The organism is Ancylomarina sp. 16SWW S1-10-2, assembly GCF_009669305.1.
Taxonomy (GTDB): Bacteria; Bacteroidota; Bacteroidia; order Bacteroidales; family Marinifilaceae; genus Ancylomarina.
Genome location: NZ_SADB01000004.1, coordinates 224,626 through 240,584, shown reverse-complemented (window position 1 = coordinate 240,584; position 15,959 = coordinate 224,626). Strand labels below are relative to the sequence as shown.

Here is a 15,959-nt window from a genome sequence, read left to right as displayed (position 1 = left end):
TACTGGAAAAATAGTCTAAGAAAACACTGAATACTTAAACTAAATTTTAATCATAATGAGACTATTACTAATTAGCAATTCTACCAATGCAGGTGAAGAATATTTAGATTATCCTAAAAATAACATCAAAGAATTTTTAGGAGATAAACCTACAAAAGCACTCTTCATTCCTTACGCTGGTGTTACGGTATCCTTCGATGATTATGAAGCTAAAGTAAAACATAGATTCAACGAAATAGGACACGATATTGTTTCGATTCACCATTTTGAAGATCCTATTAAAGCTGTTGAAGAAGCAGAAGTTATAGTTGTAGGTGGTGGTAATACCTGGAACTTATTACACATGGTGCATAAATTTAACTTAATAGATGCTATTCGCAATAAGGTGATGAATCAGAAAACACCATATATTGGCTGGAGTGCAGGATCAAACTTAACTTGTCCTACTATAAAAACCACCAATGATATGCCTATTATCGATCCCCTTGGTTTCGAGGCACTAAACTTTATTCCTTTCCAAATAAACCCTCACTATTTAGATGGCAATCCTGAAGGTCATGGTGGCGAAACACGTGAAGATAGAATCAATGAATTTATAGTTGCTAATCCTGATATGTATGTTGCTGGTTTAAGAGAGGCATGCATGTTTTTAGTTGAAAATGGAAAAATCAGCTTAATAGGAAGTAGAGAATGTCGCATTTTCAAAAATGGAGTTAAAACATATGAGCTAAAAGCAACTGACGATTTCAATTTCTTAATGAAATAAAATATTACAAAGAATATCTCAAGCGACCTTATCAAGTATAAGGTCGCTTTTTACTTTCCCATTCGCCTCACTTATTTTAATTTATAGAATAAATTTTAAGCCTTTCTGATCATTTTTATAAAGAAAACTATTATAACTTTGCAGCCTTAAAACATACATCATATTATCGTCTCCCATGGATTTATTCTCGTCGAGTTATTTCGTTTTATTTCTTATTGTAGCAATAGGTTTCGTCATTGGCAATATTAAAATTAAAGGCATCTCTCTTGATGTCTCTGCAGTCATTTTTGTAGCTTTAGTTTTTGGTCACTTCGGTATTAGCATACCAGTTGATATTCAGGATATAGGACTTACTCTATTTATTTTCACTATTGGAATTCAAGCCGGACCTGGTTTCTTCGAATCATTTCAAAAAAATGGTCGCCATCTTATTATTTTAGCCTTTGTACTTATCTCTAGTGCATCGTTAATTACTGTAGGTCTTGCATCTGCTTTTAATGTTGATTTTAAAATTGCCGTTGGCCTACTAACAGGTTCCTTAACAAGTACGCCCGGCTTAGCTGCAGCTATCGAGAGCACAGGCTCTACACTTTCTTCAATTGGCTATGGTATCGCCTATCCTTTTGGTGTTATCGGTGTCATTTTATTTGTTCGCTTATATCCTAAAATTGTAGGTGTCAATATTGAATCTGAAGCGAAAAAAATAGAAGATGAAGACCTTAAAAAACATCCAGAACTATTCAACCGGAACTTTATTGTTGAAAACGAAAACATCGTTGGAAAAAGCATTCGAGAATTAAAAGTACGTGCTATGACACAGGCTAATATTACTCGTATTATGCATAAAGGTATTACGATAGTTCCTAGTCCAGAAACAATTCTTCACAAGGATGATATTATCAAATTAATTGGATCTCATCAGGCACTCGAAAAAGCTAAAATCTTGGTTGGAGAACAAACCAAACAAAAAATTCCTCTCAGTTTTGATTACGTTGTAGAAAGCATCTTGGTTACCAATAAAGAAGTCGTTAATAAAACAATAGGTCAACTTAACGTTTTATCAAACTACAATGCTCGTATCACAAGAATAAGAAGAGCAGGAATTGACATTGCACCTAGTTCAAAATCAGTCATTCGATTTGGGGATAAAATAATTGTAGCCTGTGGAAAAGGAAACATTAATAACGTTCGCCATTTATTTGGTAATGATCAACAAAAACTTTCAGATACCGACTTCTTTCCTATTGCAACGGGTATTGTTTTAGGTGTTTTGGTAGGAAAACTTAAAATCTCATTCTCCTATGATTTCACATTCTCATTAGGTTTAACCGGCGGTGTCCTTATGGTCGCTCTAATTCTTAGTCGAATTGGGAAAACAGGCCCCATCTTATGGACCATGTCTGGTACAGCCAATCAATTACTACGTCAGTTAGGCTTGCTTATGTTTTTAGCTGTAGTAGGTACTAGCGCAGGATCTAAGCTTGTAGAAACTTTCCAAGAGTCAGGAATGCTCCTTTTCGGAATAGGTATTATAATCACACTTGTACCCATGATCATAACGGCTCTCATTGGTCACTATTGGCTAAAAATGAATCTACTTAACTTATTAGGAGCGCTAACCGGAAGTATGACAAGTACACCAGGTTTGGCTGCTGTTGATGGCATGACAGATTCAAATGCACAAGCTATTGCTTACGCAACTGTTTATCCCATAGCAATGGTTTTTCTAATCGTTTGTGTGCAACTCATAAGTATGATCTAGGGAAATATAGCTAGGACATGAAAACAGCGCTTACCCGTACGGATAAGCGCTGTTTTAGTATATTATTCAAAAACCTTTTAATTAAAAACCTCTTTGTTTAGTTTCAAGTTTTTCCATTTCTGCATCGTAAGTTTCCTTAAACTTATTATAGTCGTAATCAACTTTCAATTTCTCATCTTGAGATAATTTCATATCAATTGCTTTTTCTAAGTCCTCAGCACTCATTTCAATAGCCACATAAGTCTTATATTTGTTCTGAGAAGTACGAGTTTGTTTCTCACAAATCACTTTAATATTATTAAGCTGTTGATTGATTACCTCACGAGTTAAACCTTCGAAACGCTCTTCAACTTGCTCTACATTATTCAATTCTGTAGAATTGACGTAATTGTCGATAGTTCCTTTTATTGTAGATGCAACTAAAGAAGCCAACTCTGCACGTGCATTTGTTCCTGCTTTCTTTTTGGAAACCATCTGATCTAAACTTTCACCAATAGCTGAAGCTCTAAAATGGCTTTTATCACTTTGGTATTCGCTACCTGTGCAGTATACTTCAATCAACTCTTCACCTTGAGACTTAGCCGATACCGCTTTTTCACTAGAACCACACGAATTTAATCCTGCAGTCATTATCACTCCTAATCCTAGGACAAATACTTGTTTTAGTTTCATAATTTTCAATTTATTATTCAGCATTAAATAAAGTATGTATCTCGATTTTATGGCTGAATGATGATACTATTATTTTAAAATTTATTATTATAAATCGAGTTGATTAAGTTTTGGAACAATGGTATTATGAATTTCCTCTACAGCTTGGTCGTATGCCTCTTTCACTGCATAATCATAGCTAATAGGCTTCATCCCTTTTACTTCATAAATGGCGTCATTAAAAATCTCAAAACCAGATTTCACATCAGTCAATGAGAAAAAACAATCTAAATAAACAATATGAACTTTGTAATTTCGTCCTTCTTTTATTTCGCCTTTTACAACATTGGTTTTCACATCAAGAATCACATTTGCACTGTCCTTATCCTCAATAAACGAAAAATAATTCTCAGATAATTCTTTTTTAATTGCATTCTTAAGGATAGAACGTTTTGAATCCTCTCCAAATATTTTCTCACTAAAGGTCATGTAAGCCTTCAAGCGCTCCACATTCAAAATTATAGAACACTTAGGTGCTAATTCAGGAGTTAGGAAAATCTTTTTTAGTTCATAATCTACATCATCTGGTTTTAGTATGGAAGATAAATCAAGAGAAGCCTCAATTTTTTGAAGGCTTTGTTTTGAAGTAACCCTAGATAATTGTGATGAAGCATAACCAAACTCATCCGTATAAACGTTTTTATTTAATATACCATCGCCAGTTATAAAATTAAAAGCTAGAGGTAGATTTATTAAGGGCTTTTCTCCCTCGTCTGAAACCCAATTAACTTTCACTAGAAATGGATCTTTCACTGAAGTCGATATCTCAATCTTTATATTCTTTTTGACAGGAACAAACTGTATTTGAGAATAAATATCTTGAATTCTTTTATAAATCTCAGTTCCCAAATTAACAGAACCTTCAAAAGTCATTACAGACAAATCTTGATCCAAGTGTTTTTTTAATGCAGCTATCGATTTAGAATAATAACTCAAGGCCTGAATTAAATTCAATTTAGCTTCATATTCCTTAGCTTCTTCGAAATAACTTTGAGCTAATTTTTTAGCTTTATTCAACTTTAGTCGTTGCATCAAAGCATATTGATTCTTCGATAAACGGTAATATTCCCAATATTCATTACCCTTTTTATTATTCCATGAAGCAACCAATTCGTATCCCTCTAAATCTTGAACTAAGGATGTTTTAACTTGAGATTCAAATTCTTCTTTAAAACTTGTATTATCCTCGAATTGGGTCAAAACTGAATTCGATGAAATCTGAATCGAAATTTGAGAAGCCAAATCTTCCAATGCCTTATTCTTAGCCAATTGCATATAATTTTCAACATCCTTTTTCACAACCGATATACCAATATAATATTCAGAAGAAACAGGCCTGTTCTTAACCCACTTTGGAGGACGACGACCTGCATAACTCAAACTAGAAAAAATGAGTGTGATTAAAGTCAAGGAAGCTAATTGTCGTAAAAATTTATTCATAGGTTTTTAATTTTAATAAGGTTTAAAGATAAAAATTTCTTTGCAAGAAACGTGCCACTAAGTATACGATTTTTAATCTTTATGTAAGATTTTATTGAGGTATCTAAGTATCAAATTTGATTCAAAACCTCTAGATTGTGCAAAACGATACAATTTTGCCTTCAATTTATAGGGATCATCTTCCCGAGTACTCTTCATTTTAGAATTTAGAATATCTTCTAGATTTTCTTCATAAATATCTTGTGATATTGTATCAAAAGCTTCCATTATAATGTATTCAGGAATCTGTTTTTGTTTAAGTTGATGTGCTATTTTAATCCGTCCCCACTTATTAAACTTATATTTATCACGTACATAAAAACCAGTATATCGCTTCTCGTCAATAAATTTATTATCAATTAACGATTGGATAATTCTATCCTGATCATCGTAAGACAATGACCAATTTTCAAGTTTCTTACGAATATCCGAACAGCACTTTTCCTGCCGACTACAAATAAATTGCATTTTCGAAAGTGCCGATGAATAACTAATCTCTTTCTTTTCTTTTTCTTCAGAGTACATACTTCCAGTTATCTAAATTTTATAATGTAGCCGAAGTCATACGATCTCGTCCACTCAGGTCCTTCATCAATCGGACCGAAGAAAACCCAAGTGATTCCTGTAATTCTATCATCTCTAAACCCAGAGCTTCATTAATCTCAAAATACAACTTCCCTCCTTTTTTTAAATGCAATTTAGCAAATTCACTTATACGTCTATAAAAAATAAGAGGATCATTATCATCTACAAAAAGAGCAGTATGAGGTTCATAAGCAAGTACATTCTCATTCATTAATTCCTTTTCAGATTCTTTCACATACGGTGGATTACTTACTATAATATCATATTCTTTCTCCCAAGCGTATTCATCCCAATTTAAAAAATTACGATGATAAAAATCAATTGAGACTTTATTTAAAACAGCATTCTCTTTAGCCATTGCAATAGCTCCTTCGGAGATATCTACAGAACTAACATGTGCACCAGTAATATAATGAGCCAAAACAATAGGAATACAACCACTTCCTGTCCCAATATCAAGAATTTGGGGTGCGTTAACCATATTTTCATTGATAATTGCATGAACCAACTCCTCAGTTTCCTGACGTGGAATTAGAGTGTATTCATTCACCTTAAATTGCAAATCGTAGAATTCAGTCTCTCCAATTATATATTGAATAGGAACCGATTTCTTTAAAGCTTTTAGGGCTAAAATAAGCTTATCAAAAATATTTTGTTTAATTTCTTCATTCTTATTCAATTGAATCTCAATTTTTGAGTAATTTAGTAAGTGTTCAAGCAAGATATATATCATGCTTTCAATTTCTCTTGGAGGGTAAATAGACTTTAACTCCTCCTTAAAAAGATCTTGAATATATTTTATAGTTTGATGTGAATTCATATTATCGATATTTTAAGCAAATATACAAATCTTCTTTCTATGCCTACGACTATTATCTTTAGCATAAACTAAACTTATGGTTCTCAATTGGAATGACATATGGCTATACTTATTCGGATTTGCTGGTGTAATCTACACCTTGACTATCATTTTTACGCTTATTGTTGTCATACTTGAAAATCGAAGTCCACAAAAAACTATCTCCTGGATTTTGGTTTTGATACTCTTACCTGTCATTGGTTTATTATCCTATTTAGTTTTTGGCCAAAACTATCGTAAACAAAAAATGTTTAGTTTAAAAGGACTTGGAGATCTTAAGTGGTTACAAATTTTAAGTCAAGATCAGAAGGGTAAACTTGAAAAGAACAAATTCCTAAGAAATGAGCGAATTCACGAGAAAAAAAACGTGATGACACTCCTCCTAAACAACTCTAAAGCAATACTTACAGAACACAATAGAGTCAACATTCTTAACGATGGAGAAGAAACATTCAATGAGATATTTAAAGCTCTTCGCACAGCTAAAGAACATATTCATTTAGAATATTATATTATTGAAGATGGAAAACTTACTAGTGAACTTCACGAAATACTTATAGACCGAGCAAAAGCAGGTGTAGAAATTCGAATCATATATGATGGCGTTGGAAGTTGGAAACTAAGTCAAAAATATATTGACAGCTTAAGAGATGAAGGTATAAAAATACACCCCTTTTTACCCGTTAGATTTCCAATTTTAACCAGTAGAATCAATTATCGAAATCATAGAAAAATTATTGTTATAGATGGAAAAACGGCATTTGTAGGGGGATTAAACTTTGCAGATCGTTATAAAATGGGAATTCCTGAAATAGGCATTTGGAGAGATACGCATTTAAAAATTGTAGGTGAAGCTGCTAGTAGTTTACAAATCGTGTTCCTAACCGATTGGTATTTTGTTCGTCAAGAAGTACTTTTAGATGAAAAATATCGACCAAATTATAAAGTCAAAGAACATTGTTTACTTCAAATTGTAGCATCTGGAGCCGATTCAGATTGGGCTAGTATTTTACAAGCCTATTTTTCTGCGATTACCTCTGCTAAACAAAATGTTTATATCTCTTCGCCCTACTTTATACCTAACGGAAGTATACTTATGGCACTTAAAACAGCTGCTATGAGCGGTATAGATGTTAGAATCTTAATTCCTAGCAAGTCCGATTCTTTAATGACCTATTATAGCACGCTATCTTACATAGGAGAATTATTAGAAGCCGGTGTTAGAATTTATTTTTATAAAAAAGGTTTTAACCATAGTAAAATTATGATGGTAGATGGTGTGATATCAACAGTGGGTACTGCCAATATGGATGTAAGAAGTTTTGAACAAAACTTTGAAGTAAATGCACTGATATACGATGAAAAAATAACACTAGAGCTTAGAGAACATTTCTTAAAAGATTTGGAAGATAGTAGCGAAATTGATTTACTAACATGGAAAAAACGCTCTAAAAGTCAAAAAGTAAAGGAGTCTTTGGCTCGTATATTTGCACCATTATTATAAGTCAACTATTTTCTTAAATTATTTCTAAGAATTTTAGTTGAATCATCTAAAGCATAGTCATATTCACCTTCAACATATTCCAAAACAAAAGTATCATAACAAGCTTTTATTCTTCTTTGAATATAAATATCTCGACTCTGATACGAGAAGTGCTCTCTTTCTGTAATATATACCATAAGAGCGTCCAGCCTTTCACCTGTCTCATGTGTTATTTCGGCAACTAATTGTTTGTTGAATTTAGATTTTATAATCTCTGATTTGTACTCATTTGATTTCAGCTTAGCTACTAATTCTCTCTGTTTCCCATCTTTATATTTTCTATTAACAGTAAAGCTCATACCTGCTCCACTTCTATCCATAGTGAGAGCTTCTTTCATCTGCGATTTCAAATTACCAAAATTCCATCCACCAGCAATATGTTCCTCGTCTAACAATTCCATTTTCGCGAAATTCTCTTTAAATTGCTTCCAAGTTCCCAATGAATAAATATCAACTTCTTCGAGCATGTAGCTCATTCTTTCAAGAGAAATTTCCTGAAAAGCTTCTCCATCAGTAACTTCACTAGTAATGGGAACAATTATTTCGGCATAACTCAAAGAAGATACTCTTAAACTGTGATTGGACTTTATAGACACCTTAAAAAAACCTAAACTATCACAAATTACACCCCAATAGGTATCATCAATTTTTATATGAGAAAAAGGAATTCCCTTTAATGTAGCTGCATCGATAACTTTTCCTGACAGGGTAAAACCTTTTTCTTCTTCGGTGTCTTGTGCATCAGAAATTATCGGAAACAGTACAAAACTGCTTAATAGTATAAGGGTAAAATAAATAGATTTCAAGGCTCGATTCTTTTAAATTATGATTAAAGATATACTTAGAAAACATTATATAGCAGGCTTATGACATTTTTTAACACAGATTAACCTCCTTTATCAATCATTATGTACAATAAAAGCCGAATCAAAAGTATTTGATTCGGCTTAAAATATCTTTTGTGATTTTTACATTACAAAATGTCTAAAATGCTTCATAAATTGAACTCTTTCAAAAGCTGCTGGATCATTCGATTTATCTTGACTTAACCGACCTTGGAAATCGCTTATATTTTCAAAACCTTGTTTTTCCATCCAAGAATAAATTTCCTTTGTCAAAGTATCAATATAGCCAGGTCCTTCTTTATAAATGATTGATGCCAATTCAACAACATCAGCTCCAGCTAAAAGTTGCTTAATAATACTTTCTGAGGAATGAATTCCAGTTGTTGCAGCAATAGAACAACTCACTCTATCGCGAAGGATGCCAACCCATCTCAAGGTATTTTTAAAATCGTAGGCTCCAGACAAAACTTGTCCCGTATTCAATGTCAAATTATCGATATCAATATCAGGACTATAGAAACGGTTAAACATCACAATGCCATCTGCTCCTGACTGATCGAGAGTCTTAACCATATGAGCTAAATTTGAATGATAAGCACTTATTTTTAGGGAAACAGGCAAAGAGACTTTCTTTTTAACCTCTTTTAAAACTTCGTAATAAATATTTTCATTTTCGTCAACAGAACGATTTAAGTCTGTTGGTAAAACAAAAAAGTTAATTTCTAATGCATCTGCACCAGCCTTTTCAATTTCGCTAGCTAGATATATCCATTTCTGTGAGCTCACACAATTGATACTTGCAATGATTGGAATAGATACAGCTGCTTTAGCCTCTTTTATTAATCTTAAATACTTTCGAACAAGATCCTCTTCTGGTTCATCGTTCATATAATCAAACGTTTCTGGGTAGATGAATGGACGACCTGTCATATTCAACATTTTTTCATCCATCTCCATTATAATTTCTTCTTCGAAAATTGATTTAAGAACAACTGCAGCAGCTCCATTTGCTTCAAGTTCTTTAATTTTTTCAACAGAATCAGTCAAACCCGAACTTGCTATAACAATTGGGTTCTTTAGTTTTAATCCTAAATAGGATGTACTTAAATCTGGCATAAGGTTATGTTTTAGTAGATGTTTATTGTTTAATTTTTGTTTAGAATTATCAACACATATCAAAAAAGATAAAATATATTTTTGAAAATTTCATAAAATAAATTTATTACAGAATAGTCTATATTTCAAATTGATAATCTTTATATAAATATAGTTATTTCATATCAGAAATTCCAATAAACAGAAAGGCTTGTCAAAAAATGACAAGCCTTTTAATTATTTTTAAAACTTATTAGCTTAATCAGCCAAAACCGTTACGATATTCATTTTACATTCAACTACTCCGCCATCAACTTCGAATAATTGTTCCTGTCCTTCAGTGGTTTTAATTTTAATAACACCACGATCTAGAGTAGAGATTAATGGAGCATGATTCTTCAAAATTTCAAAAGAACCACTAATACCTGGTAATTGAATTAGATCGACTGTGCCTGAAAACATTTTCTTTTCAGGTGTTACAATTTCTAAAAGCATTTCTATCAATTTAAAGTTACAAGTTCTTATAATTATAAATACTTAAAAATACTCTTATATTAATTTTCAGCTTCAGCTAATAGTTTTTCACCTTTTTCAATAGCTTGATCTATATTACCAACAAGGTTGAAAGCTGCTTCAGGATATTTGTCAACTTCACCATTCATAATCATGTTGAAGCCTTTAATTGTATCCTCAATTGGAACCAAACATCCCTTAAGGCCAGTAAACTGCTCTGCAACGTGGAAAGGCTGAGATAAGAAACGCTGAACACGACGTGCGCGGTGTACAACCAATTTATCATCATCAGAAAGCTCTTCCATACCTAGAATAGCAATAATATCTTGAAGTTCTTTATAACGCTGCAATAACTCTTTAACGTTCGTAGCACAATCATAATGAGCATCACCAACAACATCACGAGTTAGAATACGAGACGTTGAATCTAGAGGATCTACCGCAGGATAAATTCCCAACTCGGCAATCTTACGATTCAATACTGTCGTTGCATCCAAGTGAGCAAAAGTTGTCGCTGGAGCAGGGTCAGTCAAGTCATCGGCTGGTACATATACCGCTTGTACCGATGTAATCGATCCTCGTTTTGTAGAAGTAATACGTTCCTGCATAGTACCCATCTCTGTAGAAAGAGTTGGTTGGTAACCTACCGCAGAAGGCATACGTCCAAGAAGAGCCGAAACCTCAGAACCTGCTTGTGTAAAACGGAAAATATTATCTACGAAAAATAGAATATCACGTCCACCTGATTTCTCATCGCCATCACGTAAACTTTCAGCAACAGTCAAACCTGAAAGAGCAACACGAGCACGTGCTCCTGGAGGCTCATTCATTTGCCCAAAGACTAATGATACTTGCGATTTATCTAATTCATTTTTATCAACCTTAGAAAAGTCCCATCCGCCTTTTTCCATGTCCTTCTCAAACTCATCGCCATAGCGAATAACTTTTGATTCGATCATTTCACGAAGTAAGTCATTACCCTCACGAGTACGCTCACCAACACCAGCAAATACAGACAAACCATCTTGACCAATAGCAATATTATTAATAAGCTCTTGAATCAATACCGTTTTACCAACACCAGCACCACCAAACAAACCAATCTTACCACCTTTGGCATAAGGTTCAATCAAGTCGATAACTTTAATACCTGTAAAGAATACCTCTGACTCAGTTTTTAGTTCATCAAACTTAGGAGGTGTTCTATGAATAGGATAACCACCTTCTTTATCTACAGATCCAAGTCCATCAATGGTTTCACCCACAACATTCAATAGACGTCCTTTTGTCTTATCACCTGCTGGCATAATAATAGGAGAGCCTGTTGAAATAACATCCATCCCTCTTCTTAAACCATCGGTTGAGTCCATTGCAATAGCACGGATGGTATTTTCACCAATATGCTGTTGACACTCAACTATTAAATTTTTACCCTTTTCAATTACGACTTCTAATGAGTCGTAGATATCAGGAAGCTCAGTACCCTCCTTTTCGAAACTAACATCGATTATAGGACCGATTACCTGAACTATTTTACCAATATTTTGTGACATTGCATTTGTTTTATTGGAACATTCTATATCCTGTGACGACAAATTTAACATTTTTCCTTAAAAAGGATGAATTTATCTTATACTTTTAAATAATCTTAAACCGAGCGATTTATCAAACCCTTTACAAGCAAAGTAAAGTTCTCTTTTTTCTTATCATCGACATTCACTGATGCTAAATAATCTTGACATAAATTAAAGTAGATATCAATTTCAAGCTCAACCAAATCTCGCACGTTTAAGTCTTCATAAATCTTTCTAACTGCAGCAATTTTTTCTTCTGGATTAAATTCGCCTTCACCAATCCATTTCTCAATTTCAATTTTAGCATCACCTTTAGCTAACTCTTGAGCTTTAATCAACAGATACGTTTTTTTGTTACAAAGAATATCTCCACCAATTTTCTTTCCAAATACAGATTCATCACCAAATGTATCTAGCAAATCATCTTGAAGCTGGAAAGCCATTCCTAAATTTAAACCAAAATGATATAAAGCATCGGCATCCTCTTCATCAGCATCAGCCATAATAGCTCCCATTTTAAGACTACCTGCCAAAAGAACGGCTGTTTTAAGACGAATCATATTCAAGTATTCATCTACGTGAACATCTGTTCTGTCTTCGAATTCCATATCGAATTGCTGACCTTCACAAACCTCAAGTGCTGTCTGATTAAAAACATTAAGCACAGAACTTAAATATTTGTTCTCACAACTCACAATAAATTGATAGGCTTTAATAGACATAGCATCGCCCGAAAGAATAGCGACATTGGAATTCCATTTTTCATGAACCGTTGCCATATTTCTTCTAATTGGAGCGTTATCCATCACATCATCGTGAAGAAGAGTGAAATTATGAAAAACTTCGATTCCAATTGCTGGCAAGTAAACTTTATCAAGATTATCCTTAAAAAGATTGGCAGCCATTAAAACTAATATAGGACGTAATCGCTTACCTCCTATAGAAAGAATGTATTTCATTGGCTCAAAAAGACCTTCTGCAGATGTAGAAAACTCCAAAGCATCAATTTTTTTTTCAATTTGAGTTTGAAGTTCGTTGAAAGTGTACATATTTTTAAATATAGATTTAATATTTTAGATTTCAGAAGTCTAATTCCACCTTATAGAAATGAGTTTTTTAAATTCTCTCAAATCTGATATCTCATAAACTAACATCTACTTTTTAAGTGTACTAAAGTAAAAAAAAAATAGATGTATTAAGCCTCATTTTTGAAATCTTAACAAACAAAAAGCCACTTCTAAAAAAGAAGTGGCTTAAAAAAAATATTATTTTTCTGAAACATTTATCAGATAATTAAAATAGCATCACCGTAAGTTCCAAAACGATACTTTTCTTTGATAGCAATTTCGTAACATTCCATCACTTTATCGTAACCACCAAAAGCAGCTACCGACATCATTAAAGTTGAATATGGAAGATGGAAATTAGAAATCATTGCATCTGGAATACTAAACTCATGAGGTGGGAATATAAATTTATTTGTCCATCCTTCGAAAGGCTTAAGCGTTCCCATTGTTGAAACAGAACTCTCAAGTGTACGAACAGTAGTTGTTCCTACAGCACAAACTTTATGCTTACCTTCTTTAGCTTTATTTACAATTCCAACAGCCTCATCATTAATAAAGATCTGCTCTGAATCCATTCTATGCTTAGTCAAATCTTCAACATCTACATCTCTAAAGTTACCTAAACCAACGTGAAGTGTTACTTCAGCAAAGTCGACTCCTTTAATTTCAAGACGTTTCATTAACTCACGACTAAAGTGCATACCTGCAGTTGGTGCTGCAACAGCTCCTTCGTGCTTAGCAAAAATAGTTTGAAAACGCTCAGCATCTTCAGGCTCAACTTCACGGTTGATAAACTTAGGAAGTGGCGTTTTACCTAGATCGTATAAAACTTTTTTAAACTCGTCATAAGGGCCATCAAATAAGAAACGAAGTGTTCTACCCCTTGATGTTGTGTTATCAATTACCTCGGCAACTAATAAATCATCATCGCCAAAATATAACTTGTTTCCAATACGTATTTTACGTGCAGGATCAACTAAAACGTCCCATAATCTTTGCTCGCTATTTAACTCGCGCAATAAGAATACTTCAATTTCTGCTCCTGTTTTCTCTTTATTTCCATACAAACGTGCAGGAAAAACTTTGGTATTATTAAATACCATAACATCTTTATCATCGAAATATTCGATAACATCTTTAAAAATACGGTGTTCAATCTCACCTGTATCTTTGTGAAGTACCATCAAGCGTGATTCGTCACGGTTGAAGGCAGGATGTAAAGCAATAAGTTCTCGAGGTAAAACAAACTTAAACTTAGATAACTTCATAAGGCTGACTTTAGATGTTTTTGATGATAGATATGAGTTCTAAAAAGAACTCTAAATTATATGACAAATGAGAATCAATTTGATTGCACAAAACAATCACACAAGTTTTTTAACTCACATACAACGAGTTAATACAAGTGCACTTTTTCTCAAAATTGAAAACTTTACAAAAATGGCTGCAAGATAGTTATAAATTATCTAAATAGCTCACAAAATCTTCTATTTCAAGTGCCTGATCTGTTTTAAATTCTCCAATACGTGTTCGTTCCAAGGCAACTAGATGTGCACCACTACCTAATCGACTTCCAATATCGCGTGCCAATGCTCTAATGTAAGTTCCCTTACTACAAACCACACGAATTTTCAGAACATCCTTTTCAAAGTTTATAATCTCAATTTCGTCGATGACAAGAACTTTTTCCTTAATCTCAACAGCTTGACCTTTTCGAGCATACTTATAGGCTCTTTTACCATCAATTTTAATAGCAGAATAAATGGGCGGACGTTGACGAATTTCCCCTAAAAACTCTTTTAAAATCTCATCGAGCAAAGCTTTATTAATATGATCTGTTGGGTATGTTCCATCAATCTCAGTTTCTAAATCGAATGATGGTGTAGTTGACCCCAACTGTAAAGTCGCAATATATTCTTTAACCTGTGACTGATAGGTATCGATACGTTTAGTGAGTTTGCCGGTACAAACAATCATTAAGCCTGTAGCCAATGGATCGAGAGTCCCTGCATGGCCAACCTTTATTTTTTTAAAATCGTATTTGTACTTTATCTTTGATTTAATTTTTCTTACTAAATCAAAAGAAGTCCAATTGTAAGGCTTGTTCAAAAGAATAAGCGAACCTGTTTGAAAATCTTGATCTACTTCAAATTTAATCATGCGTCTGTTATTTTTAAGATGAATGAATAAATAAGTGAAAGAGGTCGAATAGTTTACTCTTCCGCCTTAAGTCTTACTTTATTAATTTTTAGGATGCAAAAATGGCAATAAGTCCTACAATAAAACAATAAATCGCAAAATAAATTAATTTACCCTTTTTCACAATTTTTATCATCCAACTACAAGCTAATAAACCTGATACAAAAGCTGCTATAAAACCAACTATCAAAACGGAAGTATCCATGCTACCTGCCTGAGAAACATCGGTTTTAAAAATATCCAAGATATTTTCTCCTATAATAGGTACAAGAACCATCAAAAAAGAAAATTTAGCCACTTCAGCTTTTTTATTCCCTAATAGCAGACCAGTAGCAATTGTTGATCCCGAACGAGAAATACCTGGAAGTACAGCACAAGTTTGAGCAATTCCAATTATTAAGGCGTCGCGGAAACTTATCTCTTTCTCCTTTTGCTTAGCATAAAACGTAAAAGCTAATAATGCAGCCGTTATCAAAAGCATAAGACCAACTAGGAACAAAATTTTATCTGTATTAAAAAGGTCTTCAACCTGATCTTTAAAGAACAAACCGACTATGGCAATAGGTATCATCGAAAAAGCAATTTTAGCAACATACTGAGTTGATTCATTCCATTTGAATTCAAACAAACCCTGCAATAAAGACAAAATATCTTTTCGAAAAACAACTATTGTACTTAGTACTGTCGCACCGTGAACAACTACCGTAAATCTTAAATTATCCACAGTATTTACTCCCAAAAGAGCCTTACCAATTTCTAAATGACCGCTTGAGCTTACAGGTAAAAATTCTGTTAATCCTTGAACCAATCCTAATATGAGAGCTTCTATCCAATCCATTTCTTTGTTTTAAATACAAATACCGATATCACATGTTATCGACATTTTATAAAATTTATACTATTTGCCTTATTTTAATTCTAACTAAAAGCTTATACAAAATGAAACCGCAACCAAGCAAAT

At 33.2% G+C, this 15,959-nt stretch carries 15 protein-coding genes; 3 read left to right on the top strand and 12 right to left on the bottom strand.

Annotated elements, in window-relative coordinates; genetic code table 11:
* Positions 1 to 55: 55 nt before the first annotated feature.
* Together pepE and EMN46_RS05020 are read left to right on the top strand one after the other, a co-directional pair.
* Positions 56 to 766, top strand: coding sequence for a dipeptidase PepE (gene pepE, locus EMN46_RS05025; protein ID WP_154199584.1), 711 nt, complete (start codon positions 56 to 58; stop codon positions 764 to 766).
* Between the two features lie 175 nt (positions 767 to 941).
* On the top strand, positions 942 to 2,528 hold the full coding sequence (locus EMN46_RS05020; RefSeq protein ID WP_154199583.1) for an aspartate:alanine exchanger family transporter: 1,587 nt from the start codon (positions 942 to 944) through the stop codon (positions 2,526 to 2,528).
* An 81-nt stretch (positions 2,529 to 2,609) separates the two neighbouring features.
* Here the strand turns inward: EMN46_RS05020 and EMN46_RS05015 are convergent, their stop codons facing one another.
* The 4 genes from EMN46_RS05015 to prmC form a co-directional block, all read right to left on the bottom strand.
* A complete protein-coding gene (locus EMN46_RS05015; RefSeq protein ID WP_154199582.1) occupies positions 2,610 to 3,200 on the bottom strand; it encodes a hypothetical protein in 591 nt (196 codons plus the stop codon).
* Positions 3,201 to 3,287: 87 nt separating this feature from the next.
* Positions 3,288 to 4,679: an LPP20 family lipoprotein gene (locus EMN46_RS05010; protein WP_154199581.1), complete on the bottom strand. Its 1,392-nt coding sequence runs from the start codon at positions 4,677 to 4,679 to the stop codon at positions 3,288 to 3,290.
* A 72-nt stretch (positions 4,680 to 4,751) separates the two neighbouring features.
* On the bottom strand, positions 4,752 to 5,243 hold the full coding sequence (locus EMN46_RS05005) for a regulatory protein RecX (protein WP_154199580.1): 492 nt from the start codon (positions 5,241 to 5,243) through the stop codon (positions 4,752 to 4,754).
* A gap of 19 nt (positions 5,244 to 5,262) precedes the next feature.
* Entirely contained in the window at positions 5,263 to 6,123 is an 861-nt protein-coding gene (prmC, locus tag EMN46_RS05000) for a peptide chain release factor N(5)-glutamine methyltransferase (protein ID WP_154199579.1), read from the bottom strand.
* A 76-nt stretch (positions 6,124 to 6,199) separates the two neighbouring features.
* On the opposite strand from prmC, the gene cls reads away from it, so the two are divergent.
* Positions 6,200 to 7,666 (top strand): cardiolipin synthase, encoded by a 1,467-nt coding sequence (cls, locus tag EMN46_RS04995; RefSeq protein ID WP_154199578.1) that lies wholly within the window; start codon positions 6,200 to 6,202, stop codon positions 7,664 to 7,666.
* Positions 7,667 to 7,671: 5 nt separating this feature from the next.
* Here the strand turns inward: cls and EMN46_RS04990 are convergent, their stop codons facing one another.
* The 8 genes from EMN46_RS04990 to EMN46_RS04955 all read right to left on the bottom strand — a co-directional run bounded on the left by EMN46_RS04990 (position 7,672) and on the right by EMN46_RS04955 (position 15,836).
* Positions 7,672 to 8,511 (bottom strand): carboxypeptidase-like regulatory domain-containing protein, encoded by an 840-nt coding sequence (locus tag EMN46_RS04990; protein ID WP_154199577.1) that lies wholly within the window; start codon positions 8,509 to 8,511, stop codon positions 7,672 to 7,674.
* A gap of 162 nt (positions 8,512 to 8,673) precedes the next feature.
* Positions 8,674 to 9,666 carry a dihydroorotate dehydrogenase-like protein gene (locus tag EMN46_RS04985; RefSeq protein WP_154199576.1) on the bottom strand — a complete coding sequence of 331 codons (993 nt, stop codon included), beginning with the start codon at positions 9,664 to 9,666 and terminating at the stop codon, positions 8,674 to 8,676.
* Between the two features lie 237 nt (positions 9,667 to 9,903).
* Positions 9,904 to 10,140, bottom strand: coding sequence for an ATP synthase F1 subunit epsilon (atpC, locus tag EMN46_RS04980; RefSeq protein WP_154199575.1), 237 nt, complete (start codon positions 10,138 to 10,140; stop codon positions 9,904 to 9,906).
* Between the two features lie 59 nt (positions 10,141 to 10,199).
* Positions 10,200 to 11,711, bottom strand: a complete 1,512-nt coding sequence (atpD, locus tag EMN46_RS04975; RefSeq protein WP_154199574.1) for a F0F1 ATP synthase subunit beta — start codon at positions 11,709 to 11,711, stop codon at positions 10,200 to 10,202.
* A gap of 95 nt (positions 11,712 to 11,806) precedes the next feature.
* Entirely contained in the window at positions 11,807 to 12,781 is a 975-nt protein-coding gene (locus EMN46_RS04970; protein ID WP_154199573.1) for a polyprenyl synthetase family protein, read from the bottom strand.
* 236 nt (positions 12,782 to 13,017) lie between these two features.
* Positions 13,018 to 14,067, bottom strand: coding sequence for a tRNA preQ1(34) S-adenosylmethionine ribosyltransferase-isomerase QueA (gene queA, locus EMN46_RS04965; RefSeq protein WP_154199572.1), 1,050 nt, complete (start codon positions 14,065 to 14,067; stop codon positions 13,018 to 13,020).
* Between the two features lie 187 nt (positions 14,068 to 14,254).
* Positions 14,255 to 14,959, bottom strand: coding sequence for a tRNA pseudouridine(55) synthase TruB (truB, locus tag EMN46_RS04960; protein ID WP_154199571.1), 705 nt, complete (start codon positions 14,957 to 14,959; stop codon positions 14,255 to 14,257).
* Positions 14,960 to 15,047: 88 nt separating this feature from the next.
* Positions 15,048 to 15,836, bottom strand: coding sequence for an undecaprenyl-diphosphate phosphatase (locus tag EMN46_RS04955; RefSeq protein WP_154199570.1), 789 nt, complete (start codon positions 15,834 to 15,836; stop codon positions 15,048 to 15,050).
* Positions 15,837 to 15,959 lie beyond the last annotated feature (123 nt).